13 protein-coding genes are annotated in these 16,756 nt (G+C 64.0%); 4 read left to right on the top strand and 9 right to left on the bottom strand.

Going from position 1 to position 16,756, the window contains the following annotated elements; translation table 11 throughout:
• Positions 1-155: 155 nt before the first annotated feature.
• The 3 genes from B5F19_RS07280 to B5F19_RS07270 all read left to right on the top strand — a co-directional run bounded on the left by B5F19_RS07280 (position 156) and on the right by B5F19_RS07270 (position 4,595).
• Positions 156-1,751 (top strand): ATP-binding cassette domain-containing protein, encoded by a 1,596-nt coding sequence (locus B5F19_RS07280; protein WP_087289434.1) that lies wholly within the window; start codon positions 156-158, stop codon positions 1,749-1,751.
• Positions 1,752-1,948: 197 nt separating this feature from the next.
• Entirely contained in the window at positions 1,949-2,869 is a 921-nt protein-coding gene (locus B5F19_RS07275; RefSeq protein WP_087289432.1) for an AAA family ATPase, read from the top strand.
• Position 2,870: 1 nt separating this feature from the next.
• Positions 2,871-4,595, top strand: coding sequence for a hypothetical protein (locus tag B5F19_RS07270; protein ID WP_087289429.1), 1,725 nt, complete (start codon positions 2,871-2,873; stop codon positions 4,593-4,595).
• A gap of 46 nt (positions 4,596-4,641) precedes the next feature.
• On the opposite strand, the gene B5F19_RS18245 is transcribed toward B5F19_RS07270, so the two are convergent.
• From B5F19_RS18245 to B5F19_RS07225, 9 genes are all read right to left on the bottom strand, one after another.
• On the bottom strand, positions 4,642-5,277 hold the full coding sequence (locus B5F19_RS18245) for a DUF4230 domain-containing protein (RefSeq protein ID WP_087289427.1): 636 nt from the start codon (positions 5,275-5,277) through the stop codon (positions 4,642-4,644).
• A gap of 40 nt (positions 5,278-5,317) precedes the next feature.
• Entirely contained in the window at positions 5,318-5,644 is a 327-nt protein-coding gene (locus tag B5F19_RS07260; RefSeq protein WP_087289425.1) for a branched-chain amino acid transporter permease, read from the bottom strand.
• Positions 5,641-6,351 (bottom strand): azaleucine resistance protein AzlC, encoded by a 711-nt coding sequence (gene azlC / locus B5F19_RS07255; protein ID WP_087289423.1) that lies wholly within the window; start codon positions 6,349-6,351, stop codon positions 5,641-5,643. Before azlC ends, B5F19_RS07260 begins: the two co-directional genes overlap by 4 nt.
• Before the next feature lie 556 nt (positions 6,352-6,907).
• On the bottom strand, positions 6,908-8,278 hold the full coding sequence (gene mgtE / locus B5F19_RS07250) for a magnesium transporter (protein WP_087289422.1): 1,371 nt from the start codon (positions 8,276-8,278) through the stop codon (positions 6,908-6,910).
• Between the two features lie 456 nt (positions 8,279-8,734).
• Positions 8,735-9,328, bottom strand: coding sequence for a chromate transporter (locus tag B5F19_RS07245; protein WP_087289420.1), 594 nt, complete (start codon positions 9,326-9,328; stop codon positions 8,735-8,737).
• Positions 9,325-9,936, bottom strand: a complete 612-nt coding sequence (locus B5F19_RS07240) for a chromate transporter (RefSeq protein ID WP_087289418.1) — start codon at positions 9,934-9,936, stop codon at positions 9,325-9,327. The genes B5F19_RS07245 and B5F19_RS07240 overlap by 4 nt, the downstream gene beginning before the upstream one ends.
• Positions 9,937-11,026: 1,090 nt before the next feature.
• A complete protein-coding gene (locus B5F19_RS07235; RefSeq protein WP_087289416.1) occupies positions 11,027-12,949 on the bottom strand; it encodes an NAD(+) synthase in 1,923 nt (640 codons plus the stop codon).
• Positions 12,950-13,023: 74 nt separating this feature from the next.
• Positions 13,024-14,022 (bottom strand): ATP-binding protein, encoded by a 999-nt coding sequence (locus tag B5F19_RS07230; RefSeq protein WP_087289414.1) that lies wholly within the window; start codon positions 14,020-14,022, stop codon positions 13,024-13,026.
• Positions 14,023-14,026: 4 nt separating this feature from the next.
• On the bottom strand, positions 14,027-14,983 hold the full coding sequence (locus B5F19_RS07225; RefSeq protein ID WP_087289412.1) for a DnaD domain protein: 957 nt from the start codon (positions 14,981-14,983) through the stop codon (positions 14,027-14,029).
• A gap of 217 nt (positions 14,984-15,200) precedes the next feature.
• Between B5F19_RS07225 and B5F19_RS07220 the strand changes: the two genes are divergently transcribed.
• On the top strand, positions 15,201-16,565 hold the full coding sequence (locus B5F19_RS07220) for an MATE family efflux transporter (RefSeq protein ID WP_087289410.1): 1,365 nt from the start codon (positions 15,201-15,203) through the stop codon (positions 16,563-16,565).
• The last annotated feature ends 191 nt before the right edge of the window (positions 16,566-16,756 follow it).

Genomic DNA, 16,756 nt, shown 5'->3' with positions numbered 1-16,756 from the left:
TCACAAGAAAAGCGGAATTTTTTTGCGAAAATGCGGCGGAATTTTTTCGCTGTCCTCTGTTCAAACTCCGGGGAATATGATAAGATGGTTGCCGTACGCGCAGACGCGTTTTGACCATGTTTTGAATTTGGATTGAATTGGAAAAGGAGATTACCATGATCACCGTTACCGATCTGAGCTTGAATTACAGCGGCACCCCGCTGTTTTCCCACGTGGACCTGCAGTTTTTGCGGGGCAACTGCTACGGCATCATCGGCGCCAACGGCGCCGGCAAGTCCACCTTTCTGAAGATCCTCTCCGGGGAGCTGGAGCCCAGCACCGGCGAGGTGTCCATCCTGCCCAACGTGCGCATGTCGGTGCTGAAGCAGAACCAGAACGCCTACGACGCCTACAACGTCATGGACACGGTCATCATGGGCAACCAGCGCCTGTATGACATCGGCAAGGAGAAGGAGGCCATCTACGCCAAGGAGGAGATGACCGACGAGGACGGCATGCGGGCCTGCGAGCTGGAGGAGGAGTACGCCGAGCTGGGGGGCTGGGAGGCCGAGAGCGACGCCAGCCGCATCCTCCAGGGTCTGGGCATCGGCACCGAGCTCCACTACAACGACATGGCCACCCTGGACGCCCGGCTGAAGGTGAAGGTCCTGCTGGCCCAGGCCCTGTTCGGCAATCCCGACCTGCTGATGATGGACGAGCCCACCAACAACCTGGACATCGACGCGGTGAACTGGCTGGAGGACTTCCTGCTGGACTTCGAGGGCACCGTCATCGTGGTCTCCCACGACCGGCACTTCCTGAACACCGTGTGCACCCACATCGTGGACATCGACTACAACAAGATCAAGATGTATGTGGGCAACTACGACTTCTGGTACGAGTCCTCCCAGCTGGTGCAGCAGCTCATCAAGAACCAGAACAAGCGCAACGAGGAGAAGATCAAGGAGCTGCAGGACTTCATCTCCCGCTTCTCCGCCAACAAGTCCAAGTCCAAGCAGGCCACCGCCCGGAGAAAACTGCTGGACAAGCTCACCGTGGAGGAGATGCCCGCCTCCTCCCGCCGCTACCCCTGGGTGGCCTTCTCCCCCGACCGGGAGGTGGGCAAGGACATCCTCTTTGTCACCGACGTGAGCAAGACCATCGACGGGGTGAAGGTGCTGGACAAGGTGTCCTTCATTGTGAACCACGGGGACAAGATCGCCTTTGTAGGCGACAACGAGAACGCCCACACCGCCCTGTTCAAGATCCTGGCCGGGGAGATGGAGCCCGACGAGGGCACCGTGAAGTGGGGCCAGACGGCCACCTTCTCCTACTTCCCCAAGGACAACACCCCCTACTTCCAGGACAACGACGACAACCTGGTGCAGTGGCTGCGCCAGTACTCCAGCGACCCCCAGGAGCAGTATCTCCGGGGCTTCCTGGGCCGGATGCTCTTCTCCGGGGACGAGGTGTATAAGCCCGTAAAGGTCCTCTCCGGCGGCGAGAAGGTCCGGTGCATGCTCTCCCGGATGATGCTCTCCGGGGCCAACGTGCTCATGCTGGACCAGCCCACCAACCACCTGGACCTGGAGTCCATCGCCGCCCTGAACAAGGGCCTGGAGGCGGTGAAGTGCAACGTGCTGGTGGCCTCCCACGACCACCAGCTGATCCAGACCGTGTGTAACCGGGTCTTTGACTTCACCCCGGACGGGAAGCTCATCGACCGGATGATGACCTACGACGAATATCTGGAGAGCCAGAAGGCGGAGTAACCGCCGGTTTTAAAAGGAGCTCCTCCGCCCTGTCGGGGCAGAGGAGCTCCTTTGTCCTACCGGCTTGTGGAAAATTCTGACGTTCCCCCTTGCGTATTTCCCGGCTGGGGCGTACAATACGGAACGGGCCCGCGGAGCTCTGGAGGCTGCCGCCAGGCGGCGGACGCGGGCCGAGGCATACATGAGGAGTTTGTACCATGGATATTTGGAAGGAATTAGCGGACGAGGGCGTGGACAAGGGCCTGCTGGAGGAGATGCAGGCCTTCCGGGCTGCCCACCCGGCGCCGGAGGAGGCCCGGGGGCGGGTCCCCGCTCCCCGCTTCCTATACTACGGAAAAGAGATCTGGGAGGGGGCGGCCGCCGCCCTCCTATGCGGGCAGCACCTGCTGCTGGCCGGCCCCAAGGCCACGGGCAAGAACGTGCTGGCCGAGAACCTGGCCGCCGCCTTTGGCCGGCCCAGCTGGGACGTGTCCATGTACGTAAATGTGGACGCGGCCTCCCTGGTGGGGGCGGACACCCTGAAGGACGGGGAGGTGGTGTTCCGGGAGGGCCCCATCTCCAAGTGCGCCCGGCTGGGGGGCTTCGGGGTGCTGGACGAGGTGAACATGGCCAAGAACGAGGCCCTGGCCGTCCTCCACGCCACCCTGGACTTCCGGCGGGTCATCGACGTGCCCGGGTATGACCGGATCGTGCTGGACGACGCCGCCCGCTTCATCGGCACCATGAACTACGGCTACGCCGGCACCCGGGAGCTGAACGAGGCCCTGGTGTCCCGGTTCGTGGTTATGGACATGCCGGTGATCTCCCCGGAGAACCTGGAAAAGCTGCTGCTGCGGGGCTTCCCCCAGATGAAGCACACCTGGGTGGAGCAGTTCTCCGCCCTGTTTGGGGATTTGCGGCAGAAGTGCGACAGCTCGGAGATCTCCACCAAAGCCCTGGACCTGCGGGGGCTGCTGTCCGCCCTGCACCTGATGGAGAAGGGCATCCCCTCCGGCCAGGCCCTGGAGCTGGGCATCATCAACAAGGCCTTTGACCCCTTCGAGCGGCAGCTGGTGGCCGACGCGGTGTGGGCCCGCATCCCCCGGGACGCGGACCGCTCCAAGCTGTTCGAGGGCTGATATGGACCGGGAAGACATTGAGAGCCGCCGGGCGGAAAACCAGTTCTGGAACGGGGCGGAGAACTACCAGCTTCGGGCCGACTTTCAGATGTACCGTCCGGACGGCGAGGCGGACCTGTACTTCAACACCATCATCGGCCTGGTGTACCGCCTCTATGACTACGAACGGCTCAGGCCCCTGTTCAACACCTTCCAGAGCCAGACCAGCGGGGCCTTCTACACCGACCTGTTCTGGCTGGGCCTGGAGGGGGTGGCCTTCCGGCGGACAGTGGGGGAGCGGCCGGTGCTGGAGGACCTGCGGCGGCAGTACGCCCTCCAGGTGACGGCCCAGCCCCGGAAGTCCGCCGAGCGGGAGGGCATCCACAACCTGCGCTGGCTGTGGTTCCGGCGGGCCCTGGGGGACCCCGCCCAGGAGGATTCCTGGGAGAAGGGGGTGCTGGACGACCTGACCTTCCCCGTGGGCTGCACCGAGGAGGAGCTCACCGGCCGGATGGAGACCCTCCTCCACAAGTGGTTCAAGCGAGCCCGGCGGAGCGTCACCGACCGGCAGTGGGCCGCCTTCGCCGGCCGGGACATCCTCCACAAGGGCAAAAAGCGAAGCGGCCTGGTGAGCGGCAATGCCCTGCGCCGCCTGGGGGAGCCCGGCGGCGGGCCGGTGGAGGAGGAGGGCCGGAAGCGCTTCTGGCAGAAAAACTTCCTTCTCCGTCTGGGCCAGGGCCAGACCCGGGAGCAGGTTTTGCGGGAGTATGTGGAGAACTGCTTCGGGGTGTCCATGTTCCCCCCGTCGGAGACGGCGGCGGCGGAGAAGGCCCTGTGCACCGGCAACCACAAGAACTGCCGCCTCCACTTTACCAAGGGCGTGCTGCCCACCGGTCACGTGAGCAAGGAGACCGCCTGGGAGCGGGACATGTTCCAGCGCCAGCGGGAGAAAAACCGGGCGTACTACCAGGCTCGCCTGGTGCAGAACCAGCACATCCTCTCCCAGCTGGCCCAGCAGCTGCAAAACACCATCCTGCTCCAGTCGGACGTCACCGACAGCCGCACCAGGGCGGGAAATCTCCAGCCCCGCCTGGCCTGGCGGGCGGGCGCCCTTCAGGACGGCCGGGTGTTCGTCCAGCGGCAGCAGAGCGAGCTGGGGGACCTGTCGGTGGACATCCTGCTGGACGCCTCCGCTTCCCAGAACCAGCAGCAGGAGAAGTTATCGACTCAGGCCTACCTCATCGCCGCCGCCCTCACCCGGTGTCAGATCCCGGTGCGGGTGTCCTCCTTCTGCTCGGTGAGCGGCTGCACCGTGATCCGCATTTTCCGGGACTACCAGGAGGCGGGGAAAAACGACGCCATCTTCGACTATGTGTCCGCTGGTTGGAACCGGGACGGCCTGGCGCTGCGGGCCATGGACTGGCTCATGGAGCGGGAGCAGAGCGACCACCGGCTTCTGATTCTCCTGTCCGACGCCAACCCCAACGACGACCAGAAGATTCCCAACCCGGGCATGCTCCCCGGGGGCCGGGACTACGGGGGCAAGCTGGGGGTCCAGGACGCTGCCGATGAGGCGGGAAAGCTGCGCAAACACGGCCTCTCCCCCGTGTGCATCTTCACCGGCAGCGACCGGGAGCTGCCCAACGCCCGGCAGATCTACGGCAAGGAGCTCTTGCGCATCCCCTCCATCGGCTGGTTCGCCGACGCGGTGGGCAAGCTCATTCAGGGCCGCATCCAGGCCATGTAGAAACAAAAAACAGCTTGACGGACCGGCGGTCTGCCAAGCTGTTTTGTTATGTCTCCGCCTCTGCCGTCCGGACCTCTAGGGCCTGCCCCTCGTTCAGGAGGGGGGTGAGCAGCCCGGTCACCGCCGCCTCCGCCTGGTCCTGGGCCTGGGTGAGGAGGCCGGACTGAAGGGCCTTCTCCTCCATCACGCCCTGCTGATCGGCCTGAAAGCCGTTGTAGTCCTGAATGGTGATGGGGTTGAAGATACTGCGGGTCTCGTCAAAGACCTCCAGGCTGTCCGGATCGATTTCGTGGGAGAGGATCTGGGCGGCTGGAAGGGTGACGGTCACCTGTTCGCCGGTCACCTCCACCCGGGCCTGGCTCAGGTCCACACCGGCGGTGATGACCCCGCTGTATGACACAATGAACCGGCTGGTGGTGAAGGGGATACGGATTCCATAGAAGTCGCTGCCCCGTTCAAACTGCCCCATGTTGGTGTAGGCGTACCGGGTGGTGGCCAGCTGGCTGATCTGCTGGAGCTGCTGCTCCACGGTGACGGAGGACAGCTGGGGCGCCTCCTGGGAGCGGCCGCCGGTGAAGAAGCCCGCGCCGAAGCACACCGCCGCCAGCGCCACGCCGGCCAGGATCAGAGATACACCGCTTTTCAGCGAGCGCAGGGGGTGGATTCCGGTATTGTCCGCCATATAAGGGCCTCCTTTTCTCTCGTCTCAGGGCTGGGAGCCGTCAAAAGACCAGCTGCACCAGCAGCATATAGCACACGGTGCCCCCGGCGATGGACAGCAGCATCTGCCGCTTCCACAGGTGGAGGGCCACAACCAGGAGAATGGAGATGGCCTCGGGCAGGCCGCGGCTGCCGGAGAACAGGTCCACCGACCGCAGACAGTAGACCACCAGCAGGCCGAACACCGCTGCCGGCAGCACCTTGCCCACATATTGGATGTACTTGGGGGTCTCCTTCCCCGCGGGAAAAATCAGAAAGGGAAGAAAGCGGGTGATCATGGTTCCCAGCACCACCATGGCGATGGTGATGATCTGCTGTGTCAGGGTCATGCCAGCGCCCCCTTCCGCTCCAGGGTCCCCCGCAGCAGAGTGAGGACCCCCAGAATGGCCAGCATGGCCGGGATGATGAAGTCGTCCGGTCCAAAGAACACCAGACAGGCCGCCGAGGCGGCCAGCCCCACCAGGGCGCTGGTGTGGTCCCTGTCTTTGAGCCACTGCTCCAGGAAAATGACCACGAACATGGCGGTCATCACAAAGTCCAGCCCCTCGGTGTTGAACTGGATGAGCCCCCCGAAGACGCCCCCCAGGGTGGAGCCGGAAAACCAGTAGAAGTGATTGAGCAGAGTGACGAAGAACATGAACCACCCCCGGTCCACATCGGGAGGGATCTGGGCGGTGTAGTTGATGGAGAAGCTCTCGTCGCACATGCCGAAGATTAAGTAGACCTTCTTCCAGCCCAGCCCCCGGAACTTGTCCAGCATGGACAGCCCGTAAAACAGGTGCCGGGCGTTGACCATCAGGGTGAGAAACAGGGCCTGGAGGGGGTTGAAGGCCCCCAGCAGCAGGTTCACCGTGATGAATTCCACCGACCCGGCGAAGATGGTGAGGCTCATAAGCATGGGGTAGACGAAGGAGAAGCCGGACACGTTCATGTAGATGCCGTAGGTCAGACCCAGAAACCAGAAGCCGGCAAAAATGGGGATGGTATAGGGAAACGCGGCCCGGAGGGCCCGGAGCTGCGTCTCATAGCGGTTCATGGGAAAATCACCTCATGGGGGAGATTTTTATGCATAGGAATTTCGCCGCCTTCGGGCGGCGACCTACTTTGCCCGCGGCGGCAAAGTAGGCAAAACGCCGCCGGGGGTGGACTCAGGATGGGCACTGCGTGCCCATATTCGTCCACACCCCGGGCCCCCGTTACGGGGGATGCCCTCCTGTTTGGTCGAAACAGAATTTCCGGCGCGCAAAATCAGGAGTGCTTGCCTGCAATTTAACCCGGCCCCACTGGGGGCCTGGGTTTGCAAAATTTAGAATTGCTGCGGTTCACCAACTGCGCCTGGGTTTGCCGAGCCAACGCTCCTGGTGCAAAATAGCCTTCCCCCCTCAGGGGGGGAAGGTGTCACGACCGCAGGTCGTGACGGATGAGGGGGCGGTTGTCAGAGGGAGATGGAACCTAGATGCCCACCCTCATCAGTCAGCCTTCCGGCTAACAGCTTCCCCCTACAAGGGGGAAGCCGCCCAAGGGCCGCCCCTACGGCAAACCTGGAACTGCCCTTGGACTCTCGTAGGGGCGGGTCCCAGACCCGCCCGCCGTCAGACCCCCAGCAGCTGGGTGGCGAAGAAGAAGTAGATGAGCAGGGACAGGGCGTCCACGATGGTGGTGATGAAGGGGGAGGCCATCACCGCCGGGTCAATGCCGATTTTCTCCGCCGCCATGGGGAGGGTGCAGCCCACCACCTTGGCACACAGCACGGTAAACACCAGGGTGAGGCACACCACCAGGGCCACCATGGGGGTGACCGCCGGGTTGTTCATCAGCCACCGGTCCACAACCATCATTTTTACGAAGTTGGCGCAGGCCAGGCACACCCCGCACAGCACCGCCACCCGGCTCTCCTTCCACACCACGGCGATGAGATCCGAGAAGTCGATCTCGTCCAGAGACAGGGCGCGGATGACCGCCACCGAGGACTGGGAGCCCGAGTTGCCGCCGGTGCCCGAGAGCATGGGGATAAAGGAGGTGAGCACCACGCAGGCGGCCAGGGCGCTCTCAAATTTCGTGATGATAATGCCGGTGAAGGTGGCCGACAGCATCAGCAGCATCAGCCAGGGGATGCGGGAGCGCCAGGTCTCAAAGACGCCGGTCTTCAGATAGGGCTTGTCCGAGGGGAGGATGGCGGCCATCTTCTCGAAGTCCTCGGTGGTCTCCTCCTCGATAACGTCCATGGCGTCGTCGAAGGTGACGATACCCACCAGACGGTTGTCCCCGTCCACCACGGGGATGGCGGACAGGTCGTACTTGTTGAGCATCTGGGCCACGTCTTCCTTGTCGTCGTGGGTGTTGACGGACAGGACGTTGGTCTCCATAATGTCCCGGATCTTGGTCTCATAGGCGGACAGGAGCAGCCGTCTCACCGTGACCACGCCCAGCAGCACCCGGTTCTGGGTGACATAGCAGGTGTAAATGGTCTCCTTGTCCATGCCCTCCTTGCGGATGCGGGCGAAGGACTCCTCCACCGTGGCGTCCGGGTGGAGGAACACGTACTCCGTGGTCATAATGGAGCCGGCGGAGTCCTTGGGGTAGTTGAGCAGCTGGTTGATCTGGCTGCGGGACGCAGGGTCGCTGTTGCGCAGGATACGGGAGACCACGTTGGCGGGCATGTCCTCGATCACGTCCACCGTGTCGTCCAGGTACAGCTCGTCCAGCACCTCCCGCAGCTCCTTGTCGTTCAGGGCGTTGATGAGCCGCTCCTGGTCGTCGGAGTCCTCCAGCTCGGCGAACACCTCGGCGGCCTGCTCCTTGGGCAGCAGGCGGAACACCAGGATGGTCTCCTCCGGTCCCAGCTCATCCAGGAACTCGGCCACGTCCACCTCATTCATCTCCATGAGAATGGAGCGCAGCTTGCGGAACTGTTTGGTCTGGACCAGCTCCATCAGCTGTTCCAGCTCATATTTCTCTTGCATCAGGCTCTCCCCTTTTCAAATTGATCTGAACGGTTGGGTGAAAGCGGGACACAAAAAAACCACAGGGCGCCTCGCGCCTGTGGCTGTTACAAACGGGAAAAGCGCACCACGGGACCGGGGCCGGACCGCTCCGGCCAGGCCGCTCCCCTGGTGGGTCGTCAGGCGGCGGGAGCAGGAGCCTCTGGACTCGGCTCCGCCGCGTTCCGTTCGTGACAGCAATCTTTTTGCTCCCGATGGCGACTTCGGCCTTCCATGGAGGCTCCACATCCTTTCTGCGCCATATTTCTCCCTCCCGCCGGGGCGGGAAGAAGCGCGGACTTTCACGGTGTTAGTATAGCACAGCCCCGGCGGGCAATTCAAGAAAAATCTATGAAAAGAATCCGGGCGGACCGCCTCTTTCGCGGCCCGCCCGGGCTGGAGTTTCATGGGAAGGGATCGGGTTTTCTCCCGCTCCCCTTAAAACTGGAAGACCACGCCGATGACGGCGGCGGACAGGATGAAACAGATGGGGTGGAGCTTCTTCAGGGGCGACCACTTCATGGCCGCGAACACCGCCGCGGCCAGAACTACGGCCTTCCACTCCACGCCAGTGATGCCGGTGAAGGACACGCTGGGCAGCCCGAAGAAGACGGAGAAGGCCACGCTCAGTCCGGCCACCACGATCAGCGCGGTGGAGGCGGGACGCAGCCCCTGGAAGGCGGCCTCCACCGTCCTGCTGTGGCGGAACTTCTGGAGGAAGCGGGCGATGATGAGAATGACGATGATGGAGGGGGCCACCAGGCCCAGGGTGGCAATCACCGCCCCGAGGATCCCTCCGGCGGGTCCCAGCACCGTGTTGCAGCCCATGTGGTAGCCCACATAGGTGGCCATATTCACCCCCATGGGGCCGGGGGTGGACTCGGACACGGCGATCATGGTGGTCAGCTCCTGGTTGGTAAACCAGCCGGTGGCCTCTCCCATGTCCTGGAGGAAGGGGATGGTGGCCAGGCCTCCGCCGATGGAGAACAGTCCGGTTTTGAAAAACTCAAAAAACAGGCGCAGGAAGATCACTTCTCCTCACCCCCTCTCTTCTGTTTTCCGGAGAGGCGGGCCAGCAGCAGCCCTGTGATGCCGGCCAGCACCACCAGCACAGCCGGGGAGGACAGGAGGTCCAGCGCCTGACCCAGGGGGGTAGCGGCATCCACTCCCAGCAGCCCGCCCAGCTCGGACAGAACCAGCACCGCCAGGAAAATGCACACGGACGGGGCGTCCTTCACGGTGCTCTTGCCCAGCTTGAGGACGCTCACCGCGATCATGGCCACCACGGCGGCGTTGATGCCGGCCAGGGCGTGCTGGACCACCGGGATCTCCGCAAAGTTGGTGAGAAAGGCGGCGATGATGGTGATAATTACCAGGCTGGGGAACACCACCCCCAGGGTGGCAATAGTCCCCCCCAGGTTGCCCCGGTGTTTCTGCCCGATGAAGGTGGCGGTGTTGACGGCGATGACGCCGGGGGTGCACTGGCCGATGGCAAAGTAGTCGGTGAGCTCCTCCTCGGTGGCCCAGCCCTTCTTCTCCACCACCTCCCGCTGGAGGATGGGGAGCATGGCATATCCTCCGCCGAAGGTGCACACGCCCACCTTGGCAAAGGTCAGAAACAGATCGAAATAGAGATTCAATGGTATGACATCCTTTTTCATGGGGTAAGAATACCCAGGTTTCGTATTTGCTGTTTTCAGATAGGAGGATTTCGCCGCCTGCGGGCGGCGAGTTCCTTTGCCCATGGCGGCAAAGGAACCAAAACGCCCCCGGGGACGCGTCCGATGGACTACGGCTCCACTCTGTTCCGCCTAGGTCCATAGGCCGCCACCCTACCCCCTCTGTCTCGCTACGCTCGACATCTCCCCCTGACAGGGGGAGTCGGCCCCGGACCCCGTTACGGAGGACGCCCTCCTGATAGGTTGTGCGGCATTTCCGGCGCGCAAAAATCTGAGTAACGCTCTAAATTCCCGCCGGGCCACTGGGCCCTGGGTTTGCAAAAATTAGAACTGGTGCGGTTAAAGGAGTGCGCCTGGCTTTGCCGAACCAACGTTCCCGGTATGATTTCTGCCGTAGGGGCGGCCCCATGTGGCCGCCCGCCACAACGGGAATTCGCCCCTACCGGAATCCGAACATGCCTCCGTCTTCGCCGTCCCCCGCCGCGGCACTTGAGCCCCACCGGCCCCAAAGGCGCGCTCCCAACCGATAGAACCACAACCCAAAGGTTACCGAGAACTCAGCGGCAGCGGTAATAGACCGGAAACCAATCCCCTGTCCGCCCGCGCCTTTGCGACGACGGGTTAGTTTGCCTAATTGGCGGCCCCCGTAAAACGGGGGTCCAGGGGCCGACTCCCCTTATCAAGGGGAGATGGCCGAAGGCCAGAGGGGATAGGGACGGGCGAATATGAGCGCGGAGCGCTCATCTGAGCCTGCCCCCTGGTGCCTCTTTGGTTTCTTTCTGGGTATCCAGAAAGAAACTCGCCGCCGGAGCGGCGAAACGCTCTCCGTTAATGCAAACTTTCCAGTTCCTCCATCCACAGTGCCGTCACCGCGTCGGACGGCATCCGCCAGTCGCCCCACGAAACGCTCCGCGTTCCGTGGGGACCCGGATATTTGAAATCCTCGGGCGGAGTGAATCCGCCCTGCGGCAAGGTTTTCGCCCATGGCGAAAACGCTTGGACGCGCCTTCGGCGCGGGCCCGCTTCGCGGGCCGGGGCGACTGGGGAAAGGCTACTGCAATTCTTCCAGCTCTGCCATCCACAGTGCCGCCACCGCGTCGGACGGCATCCGCCAGTCGCCCCGGGGGGACAGGGTGACGGAGCCCACCTTGGGGCCGTCGGGCAGGCAGGAGCGCTTGAACTGCTGGGTAAAGAACCGGCGGTAGAAGTTGTTCAGCCACTTGAGCATGGTGTCCCGGTCGTACCGGTCCCCCAGGGCGTACTCCGCCAGGCGGAACACCTTCTTGGGCGAAAAGCCCCACCGGATGGCGTAGTACAGGAAGAAGTCGTGGAGCTCATAGGGCCCCACCAGGTCCTCGGTCCTCTGGCTGATCTTGCCCCCCACGGCGGGCAGCAGCTCGGGGGAGACGGGGGTATCCAGAATGTCGTCCAGCACGGCGGACAGCCTGGGGTCCTCGCTGCCCTTGTCGTCGGAGACGAAGGACACCAGGTGGCGCACCAGGGTCTTGGGGATGCCGGCGTTCACCGCATACATGGACATGTGGTCGCCGTTGTAGGTGGCCCAGCCCAGGGCCAGCTCGGACAGGTCGCCGGTGCCGATGACCATGCCGCCCGTCTGGTTGGCGATGTCCATGAGCACCTGGGTGCGCTCCCGGGCCTGGCCGTTCTCAAAGGTGACGGAGTGGTCCTCCATGGACTGGCCGATGTCCTTGAAGTGGACCTTCACCGCCTCGCCGATGTCGATGCGCTTCAGGGTGGCCCCCAGGCGCTCGGCCAGCTCCATGGCGTTGTCCCGGGTGCGGTCGGTGGTGCCGAAGCAGGGCATGGTCACTGCGATGATGTCGCTGGCCGGCCGGTCCAGCAGCTTCATGGCCACGGCGGTGATGAGAATGGCCAGGGTGGAGTCCAGGCCGCCGGACAGGCCCACCACGGCGGTCTTGGCCCGGGTGTGCTCCAGGCGCTTGGTCAGGCCCAGGGCGGCGATTTTCAGAATCTCGTTGCACCGCTCCGCCCGGTCCCCCGCGTCCTCAGGCACGAAGGGGTTGGGGGAAACATACCGGGTGAGCTTGGTCTTGCCCAGCTCCAGCTCGAAATAGTTGGAGTAGGCATACTCTCCCCCGGCGGGGAAGGTGGTCATGCGCCGGCGCTCATAAGCCAGCCGGTCCACATCGATCTCGCTGACGGTGAGGCCGGTGGCAAACCGCCGCTCCGCCAGCAGGGAGCCGTTTTCGGCAATCAGGTTGTGGCCGCCGAACACCAGGTCGGTGGAGGACTCCCCCTCCCCCGCGTCGGCGTACACATAGCCGCACGCCAGCCGGGCGGACTGGCCCGTCACCAGCTGCCGCCGGTAGTCGGCCTTGCCCACCACCTCGTCGCTGGCGGACAAATTCAGAATCAGCGTGGCCCCCTGGGCGCATAGGCGTGTGGAAGGGGGATCGGCGACCCAAAGATCCTCACAGATCTCCACCCCAAGGACCAGATTGGGCATGTTGCAGCTGAAGATCTGGTAGGGGGAAAGCCCCACGACCTCCTGGCCCGCGAATTCCATGGTGCAGTCGAGGAAGCTGCTGTCCGCGGCGGAGGCGAACCACCGTCTCTCATAGAACTCCCCGTAGTTGGGGATGTGGGTCTTGGGCACCAGGCCCAGAATCTGTCCCTTGTGGATGACGGCGGCGCAGTTGTAGAGCTTGTTGTTGGCCCGCACCGGCAGGCCCAAGGCGGCCACCATATCCAGGTTCCGGGTGGCCTCCAGAATGGTCTTCAGGCCCTCCTCGGCCCCCCGGAGCAGGGTGTCCTGGAGAAACAGGTCCCCGCAGGTGTAGCCGGTGAGGCACAGCTCGGGCAGGCACAGCACCCGCACCCCCTGCTTGTCCGCCTCCCGCATGAGGGTAAATATCTGTTCCGCGTTATAGCGGCAGTCGGCCACCCGGATCTTGGGGGTGCCGGCCGCTACCTTTACAAATCCGTCCCGCATCTTGAAAAACCTCCCTTGCGGTCTCGCTTTCACAACTTGTATCATACCCCAACCCAGTGGGAAAAGCAACCTGCCTATTTCCGCTTGAGCAGCCGGATGTCGTCCCCGAAAAAGTGGAGGATGTAGAACTCCCCCAGCAGGCGGGAGGAGATCTGGGGCGTATACCGGCGCACCACGTCCTCAGGGGTCAGGTTGGAGGAGATCACCGTCCGCCGGTCGCTCACCAGCCGGGTGTTGATGAGCTCGTACAGGGCGGACTGGGTGAACTGGGTGGTGAGCTCGCTGCCCAGGTCGTCCAGGATCAGCAGGTCGCAGTTGAGGTACCGCCGGGTCTCGTCCCGGGCGGTCTGCACCCCCTCCGCGTCCCGCTGGAACTTCCGGTTCTCAAACTGGGCGAAGATGTTCCCCGCCGTGTCGTACACCACAGAGAACCCCTGCTCCGACACGCTGCGGGCAATGCAGGCGGACAGGAACGTCTTGCCCAGGCCGGGAGCCCCGGTGAGAAACAGGTTTTTAAAGTGGAAGCGGCCGAACTTCTGGGCGTAGTTCAGGCACACCTCGTACACCAGGTCCATGTTGGTCCTGGGGGAGGAGGCCCGGCCGGGCCACAGCTGGTCGCTGTAATAGTCCAGGCGGAAGGCGTCGAAGGACTGCTCCCCCAAATCCAGCAGCTTGGACAGCTCCTGGATCTGCTCCTGGGCGCACAGCTTTTTCAGACACTCGCACATCTGGGCCCCCCGCCAGCCGGTGTCCCCGCACTTGGGGCAGGCGGGCTTGTCGTCCAGGGCGTCCTCGGGCAGGCCCAGGGCCCCCAGCAGCACCGCCCGCTCCTGCTGGATCTCCAGATTCTTGTCCCGGACGGCCTGGAGGGTCTGGCGCATGTCCCCCCCCTGGCGCAGGGAGGCGGAGGCCAGCTCGGCCATGGTCCGCTGGAGCTGCCGGTCCAGCTGGGCCAGCCGGGGCTCCCTGGCGTAGGCCTTCCGCCGGAGCTCCTCCCGCCGGTCCTCCCGCTGGCGTTTCTGCTCCTCCAGCCGGGCGGCGGCCCGGCGCAGGATGTTGGGATCGTATGCCATCTGCTCACTCCTCCTGCTTCATCTGTTCCATCAGGCGGCGGATGCGCTCCATGTCCTCCCGGGCCCGCTGGTCCTCCCGGCTGGCGGCCGCCTGGCTCTGGGAGGTGACGGGGGCGGCCTGGACCGGCCTGGGGTCCCGGTCCCCCGCCTGGATGGCCGCTAGAGTGTGGAGCCCCTTCTCGTGCCACCGGCGGAGAATGCCGTTCATATAGCTCCAGTCCAGGGACTGCTTCTTCATAATGGTCCGCTCATAGGCCGCCCGCAGGGCCTCGTCGTCAAAGCCCATCTCATCCCAGGCGGCGATGTACTTCTTCTCCCGCTCCACCAGGGGCCGGGGCGGGATGTCCAGCAGCCGGAGCACCTGGGCCCCCCGGCCCCGCAGGCGGACCAGCTTCTGGAGGTACTGCTCCGCCGCGTCCACCGTGTCGATGCCCTTCCGGGCCCAGACAAACCCCTCCCGGCGGATCTGGGAGAGGAAGGGCTTTCTTCCCGGCCCGTACTTGCGCTCCATCTCCTCGATGCACCAGTTCACCAGCAGGCAGATGACCTCGGCCGGCAGGGCCAGGTGGTCATATAAGGTATAGAGCACCTTCAGGTCGTTGGCGGTGAGCTTCTTGCCCAGCCGCCGCTCCACCTCGTCGGCCAGGGCGGGGAAGGCGGAGCTCCGGTCCCCCAGGGCGGCGTTGATGTCCTCCAGGGCGTACTCCGGGGGCGGAGCCTCCGGGGGCTCCTCCGGCTCCGCCGGAGCGGCGGTGAGGGAGAGGGAGGCCAGCCCCTGGTCCTGGAGCTGCTTCAGGGCGGCGCGCTTCCGCTCCTCCGGCCAGCGCAGCCCCTCCGGGCTCCCCCGGCGTAGCAGGTGCAGGTACAGCAGGGCCGCGTCCCCGCTGTCCAGCTTGATCAGGCGGTCGGCCGCCTGGTCGGTCATAGCGAGAATGCTCCCCGGGATCAGCAGCTGTGCCATGGCTTTCTCCTCCTCTCCGTGTCTGCATGCTCCCCCATTTTACCGCAAAATCCGCCGGGAGTAAACAGGAAACCGCACCGGAGGCCTGGGGCAAAAATTTTCTCCTTTTTCCGGATCCCCGAATGGACTTTTTCCCGCTTCCGGTATACAATACCTCTTACCCTAAAAACGGCTCCGGTCCGCCGGAGGCGGAGAACCTGAGAAAAGGAGAGAGGATATGGTTCAAAATCTGACGGAGGGGCGGCCCCTGAAGCTGCTGTTTTTCTTTGCCCTGCCCATGGTGGCGGGCAACTTGTTCCAGCAGCTGTACAACATGGTGGACACCATGGTGGTGGGGAAGTTCGTGGGGGAGGACGCGGTGGCGGCCGTGGGCTCCTCTTTCCCCATTGTGTTTTTGTCGGTGGCGGTGGCCTCGGGGCTGTCCATGGGCAGCAACGTGGTGGTCTCCCAGCTCTTCGGGGCGGGGCGCATCCATGAGATGAAGTCCACCATCTCCACCGCCATCATCTCCCTGAGCGTGCTGGGACTCATCATCATGGCCCTGGGCACCGTGCTGGCCGGTCCCCTGCTGCAGCTGCTGGGCACCGACCCGGACATCATGGACGACTCCCGTCTGTACTTGCAGATCTACTTCGGCGGGGCGGTGTTCCTGTTTCTCTACAACACCCTCAACGGCATTTACAACGCCCAGGGGGACAGCCGCACCCCTCTGCTCTTTCTGATGATCTCCAGCCTGACCAACATCGTGCTGGACCTGGTCTTTGTGATCCAGTTCCACATGGGGGTGGCCGGGGTGGCCTGGGCCACCCTCATCGCCCAGGGAATGTGCGCGGTGTGCTCCCTGCTGGTGCTCATCCGGCGGCTGAAGCGCATGCCCTGCGAGCCGGGGCGGCAGAGGGAGAAGATCCCACTGTTCCACATGCTGGCGGTGAAGCGCATCGCCCGGATCGGCCTGCCCTCCATGCTCCAGCAGTCCCTGGTCTCCCTGTCCATGATGATGATGCAGGGGCTGGTGAACTCCTACGGCAAGGTGCTGGTGGCCGGGTACACCGCCGCCACCAAAATCGACACGCTGGCCATGCTGCCCAACATGAACTTCTCCAACGCCATGTCCAGCTACACCGCCCAGAACATCGGGGCCGGCAAGTACGAGCGGGTGAAGGAGGGGCTGAAGGCCTCCCTCTTTATGGTGGTGGTGTTCTCCCTGACCATCACCGTGCTGATCTTCCTGTTCGGCAACCAGCTGCTGGGGCTGTTCCTGGACCCGGGGGACACCTCGGGGGCGCTGGGCTACGGTCTGGCCTATATGCACACGGTGTCGGTGTTCTACATCCTCATGGGCCTGCTGTTCGTCCCCAACGGGATGCTCCGGGGGGCGGGCGACATGGCGGCCTTCACCTTCAGCTCCATGGCCAACCTGTTCTCCCGGGTGGCCATCGCCTACGCCCTGGCCTACCTCACCCCCCTGGGGGCCAACGCCATCTGGTGGTCCATCCCCGCCGGCTGGGCCATCGGCGCGGCGGTCTCCCTGTCCCGGGTGAGGAGCGGCCGGTGGATGCGCAAGGCGGTGGCCGACCAGTGAGGACGGCCCTGTACTGCCGCTTCTGAGCCAGTTGAAGCAGATCCGAAAACAGCCGCCTGCGGGCGGCTGTTCAGGCTGTCGGAAAAGTCCAAGGACTTTTCCGACAGCCTGAAAAAATGCCGTTACTTTCCCGCCGCTGCGCGGCGGAAAAGTCCTCGCTGCGCTCGCTGAACGCCTTGCTCTGCAAGGCA

The sequence above is a fragment of the Pseudoflavonifractor sp. An184 genome (assembly GCF_002160305.1).
GTDB classification, from domain to species: Bacteria; Bacillota; Clostridia; order Oscillospirales; family Oscillospiraceae; genus Lawsonibacter; species Lawsonibacter pullicola.
This window is presented reverse-complemented; position numbering and strand designations above follow the sequence as displayed.

Coding starts and splice junctions, on each gene's coding strand:
- B5F19_RS07280 (WP_087289434.1), top strand. CDS start 156: ATGATCACCGTTACCGATCTGAGCTTGAATTACAGCGGCACCCCGCTG.
- B5F19_RS07220 (WP_087289410.1), top strand. CDS start 15,201: ATGGTTCAAAATCTGACGGAGGGGCGGCCCCTGAAGCTGCTGTTTTTC.
- mgtE (WP_087289422.1), bottom strand. CDS start 8,278: ATGCAAGAGAAATATGAGCTGGAACAGCTGATGGAGCTGGTCCAGACC.
- B5F19_RS07260 (WP_087289425.1), bottom strand. CDS start 5,644: ATGACCCTGACACAGCAGATCATCACCATCGCCATGGTGGTGCTGGGA.
- azlC (WP_087289423.1), bottom strand. CDS start 6,351: ATGAACCGCTATGAGACGCAGCTCCGGGCCCTCCGGGCCGCGTTTCCC.
- B5F19_RS07235 (WP_087289416.1), bottom strand. CDS start 12,949: ATGCGGGACGGATTTGTAAAGGTAGCGGCCGGCACCCCCAAGATCCGG.
- B5F19_RS07270 (WP_087289429.1), top strand. CDS start 2,871: ATGGACCGGGAAGACATTGAGAGCCGCCGGGCGGAAAACCAGTTCTGG.
- B5F19_RS07230 (WP_087289414.1), bottom strand. CDS start 14,022: ATGGCATACGATCCCAACATCCTGCGCCGGGCCGCCGCCCGGCTGGAG.
- B5F19_RS07275 (WP_087289432.1), top strand. CDS start 1,949: ATGGATATTTGGAAGGAATTAGCGGACGAGGGCGTGGACAAGGGCCTG.
- B5F19_RS07225 (WP_087289412.1), bottom strand. CDS start 14,983: ATGGCACAGCTGCTGATCCCGGGGAGCATTCTCGCTATGACCGACCAG.
- B5F19_RS18245 (WP_087289427.1), bottom strand. CDS start 5,277: ATGGCGGACAATACCGGAATCCACCCCCTGCGCTCGCTGAAAAGCGGT.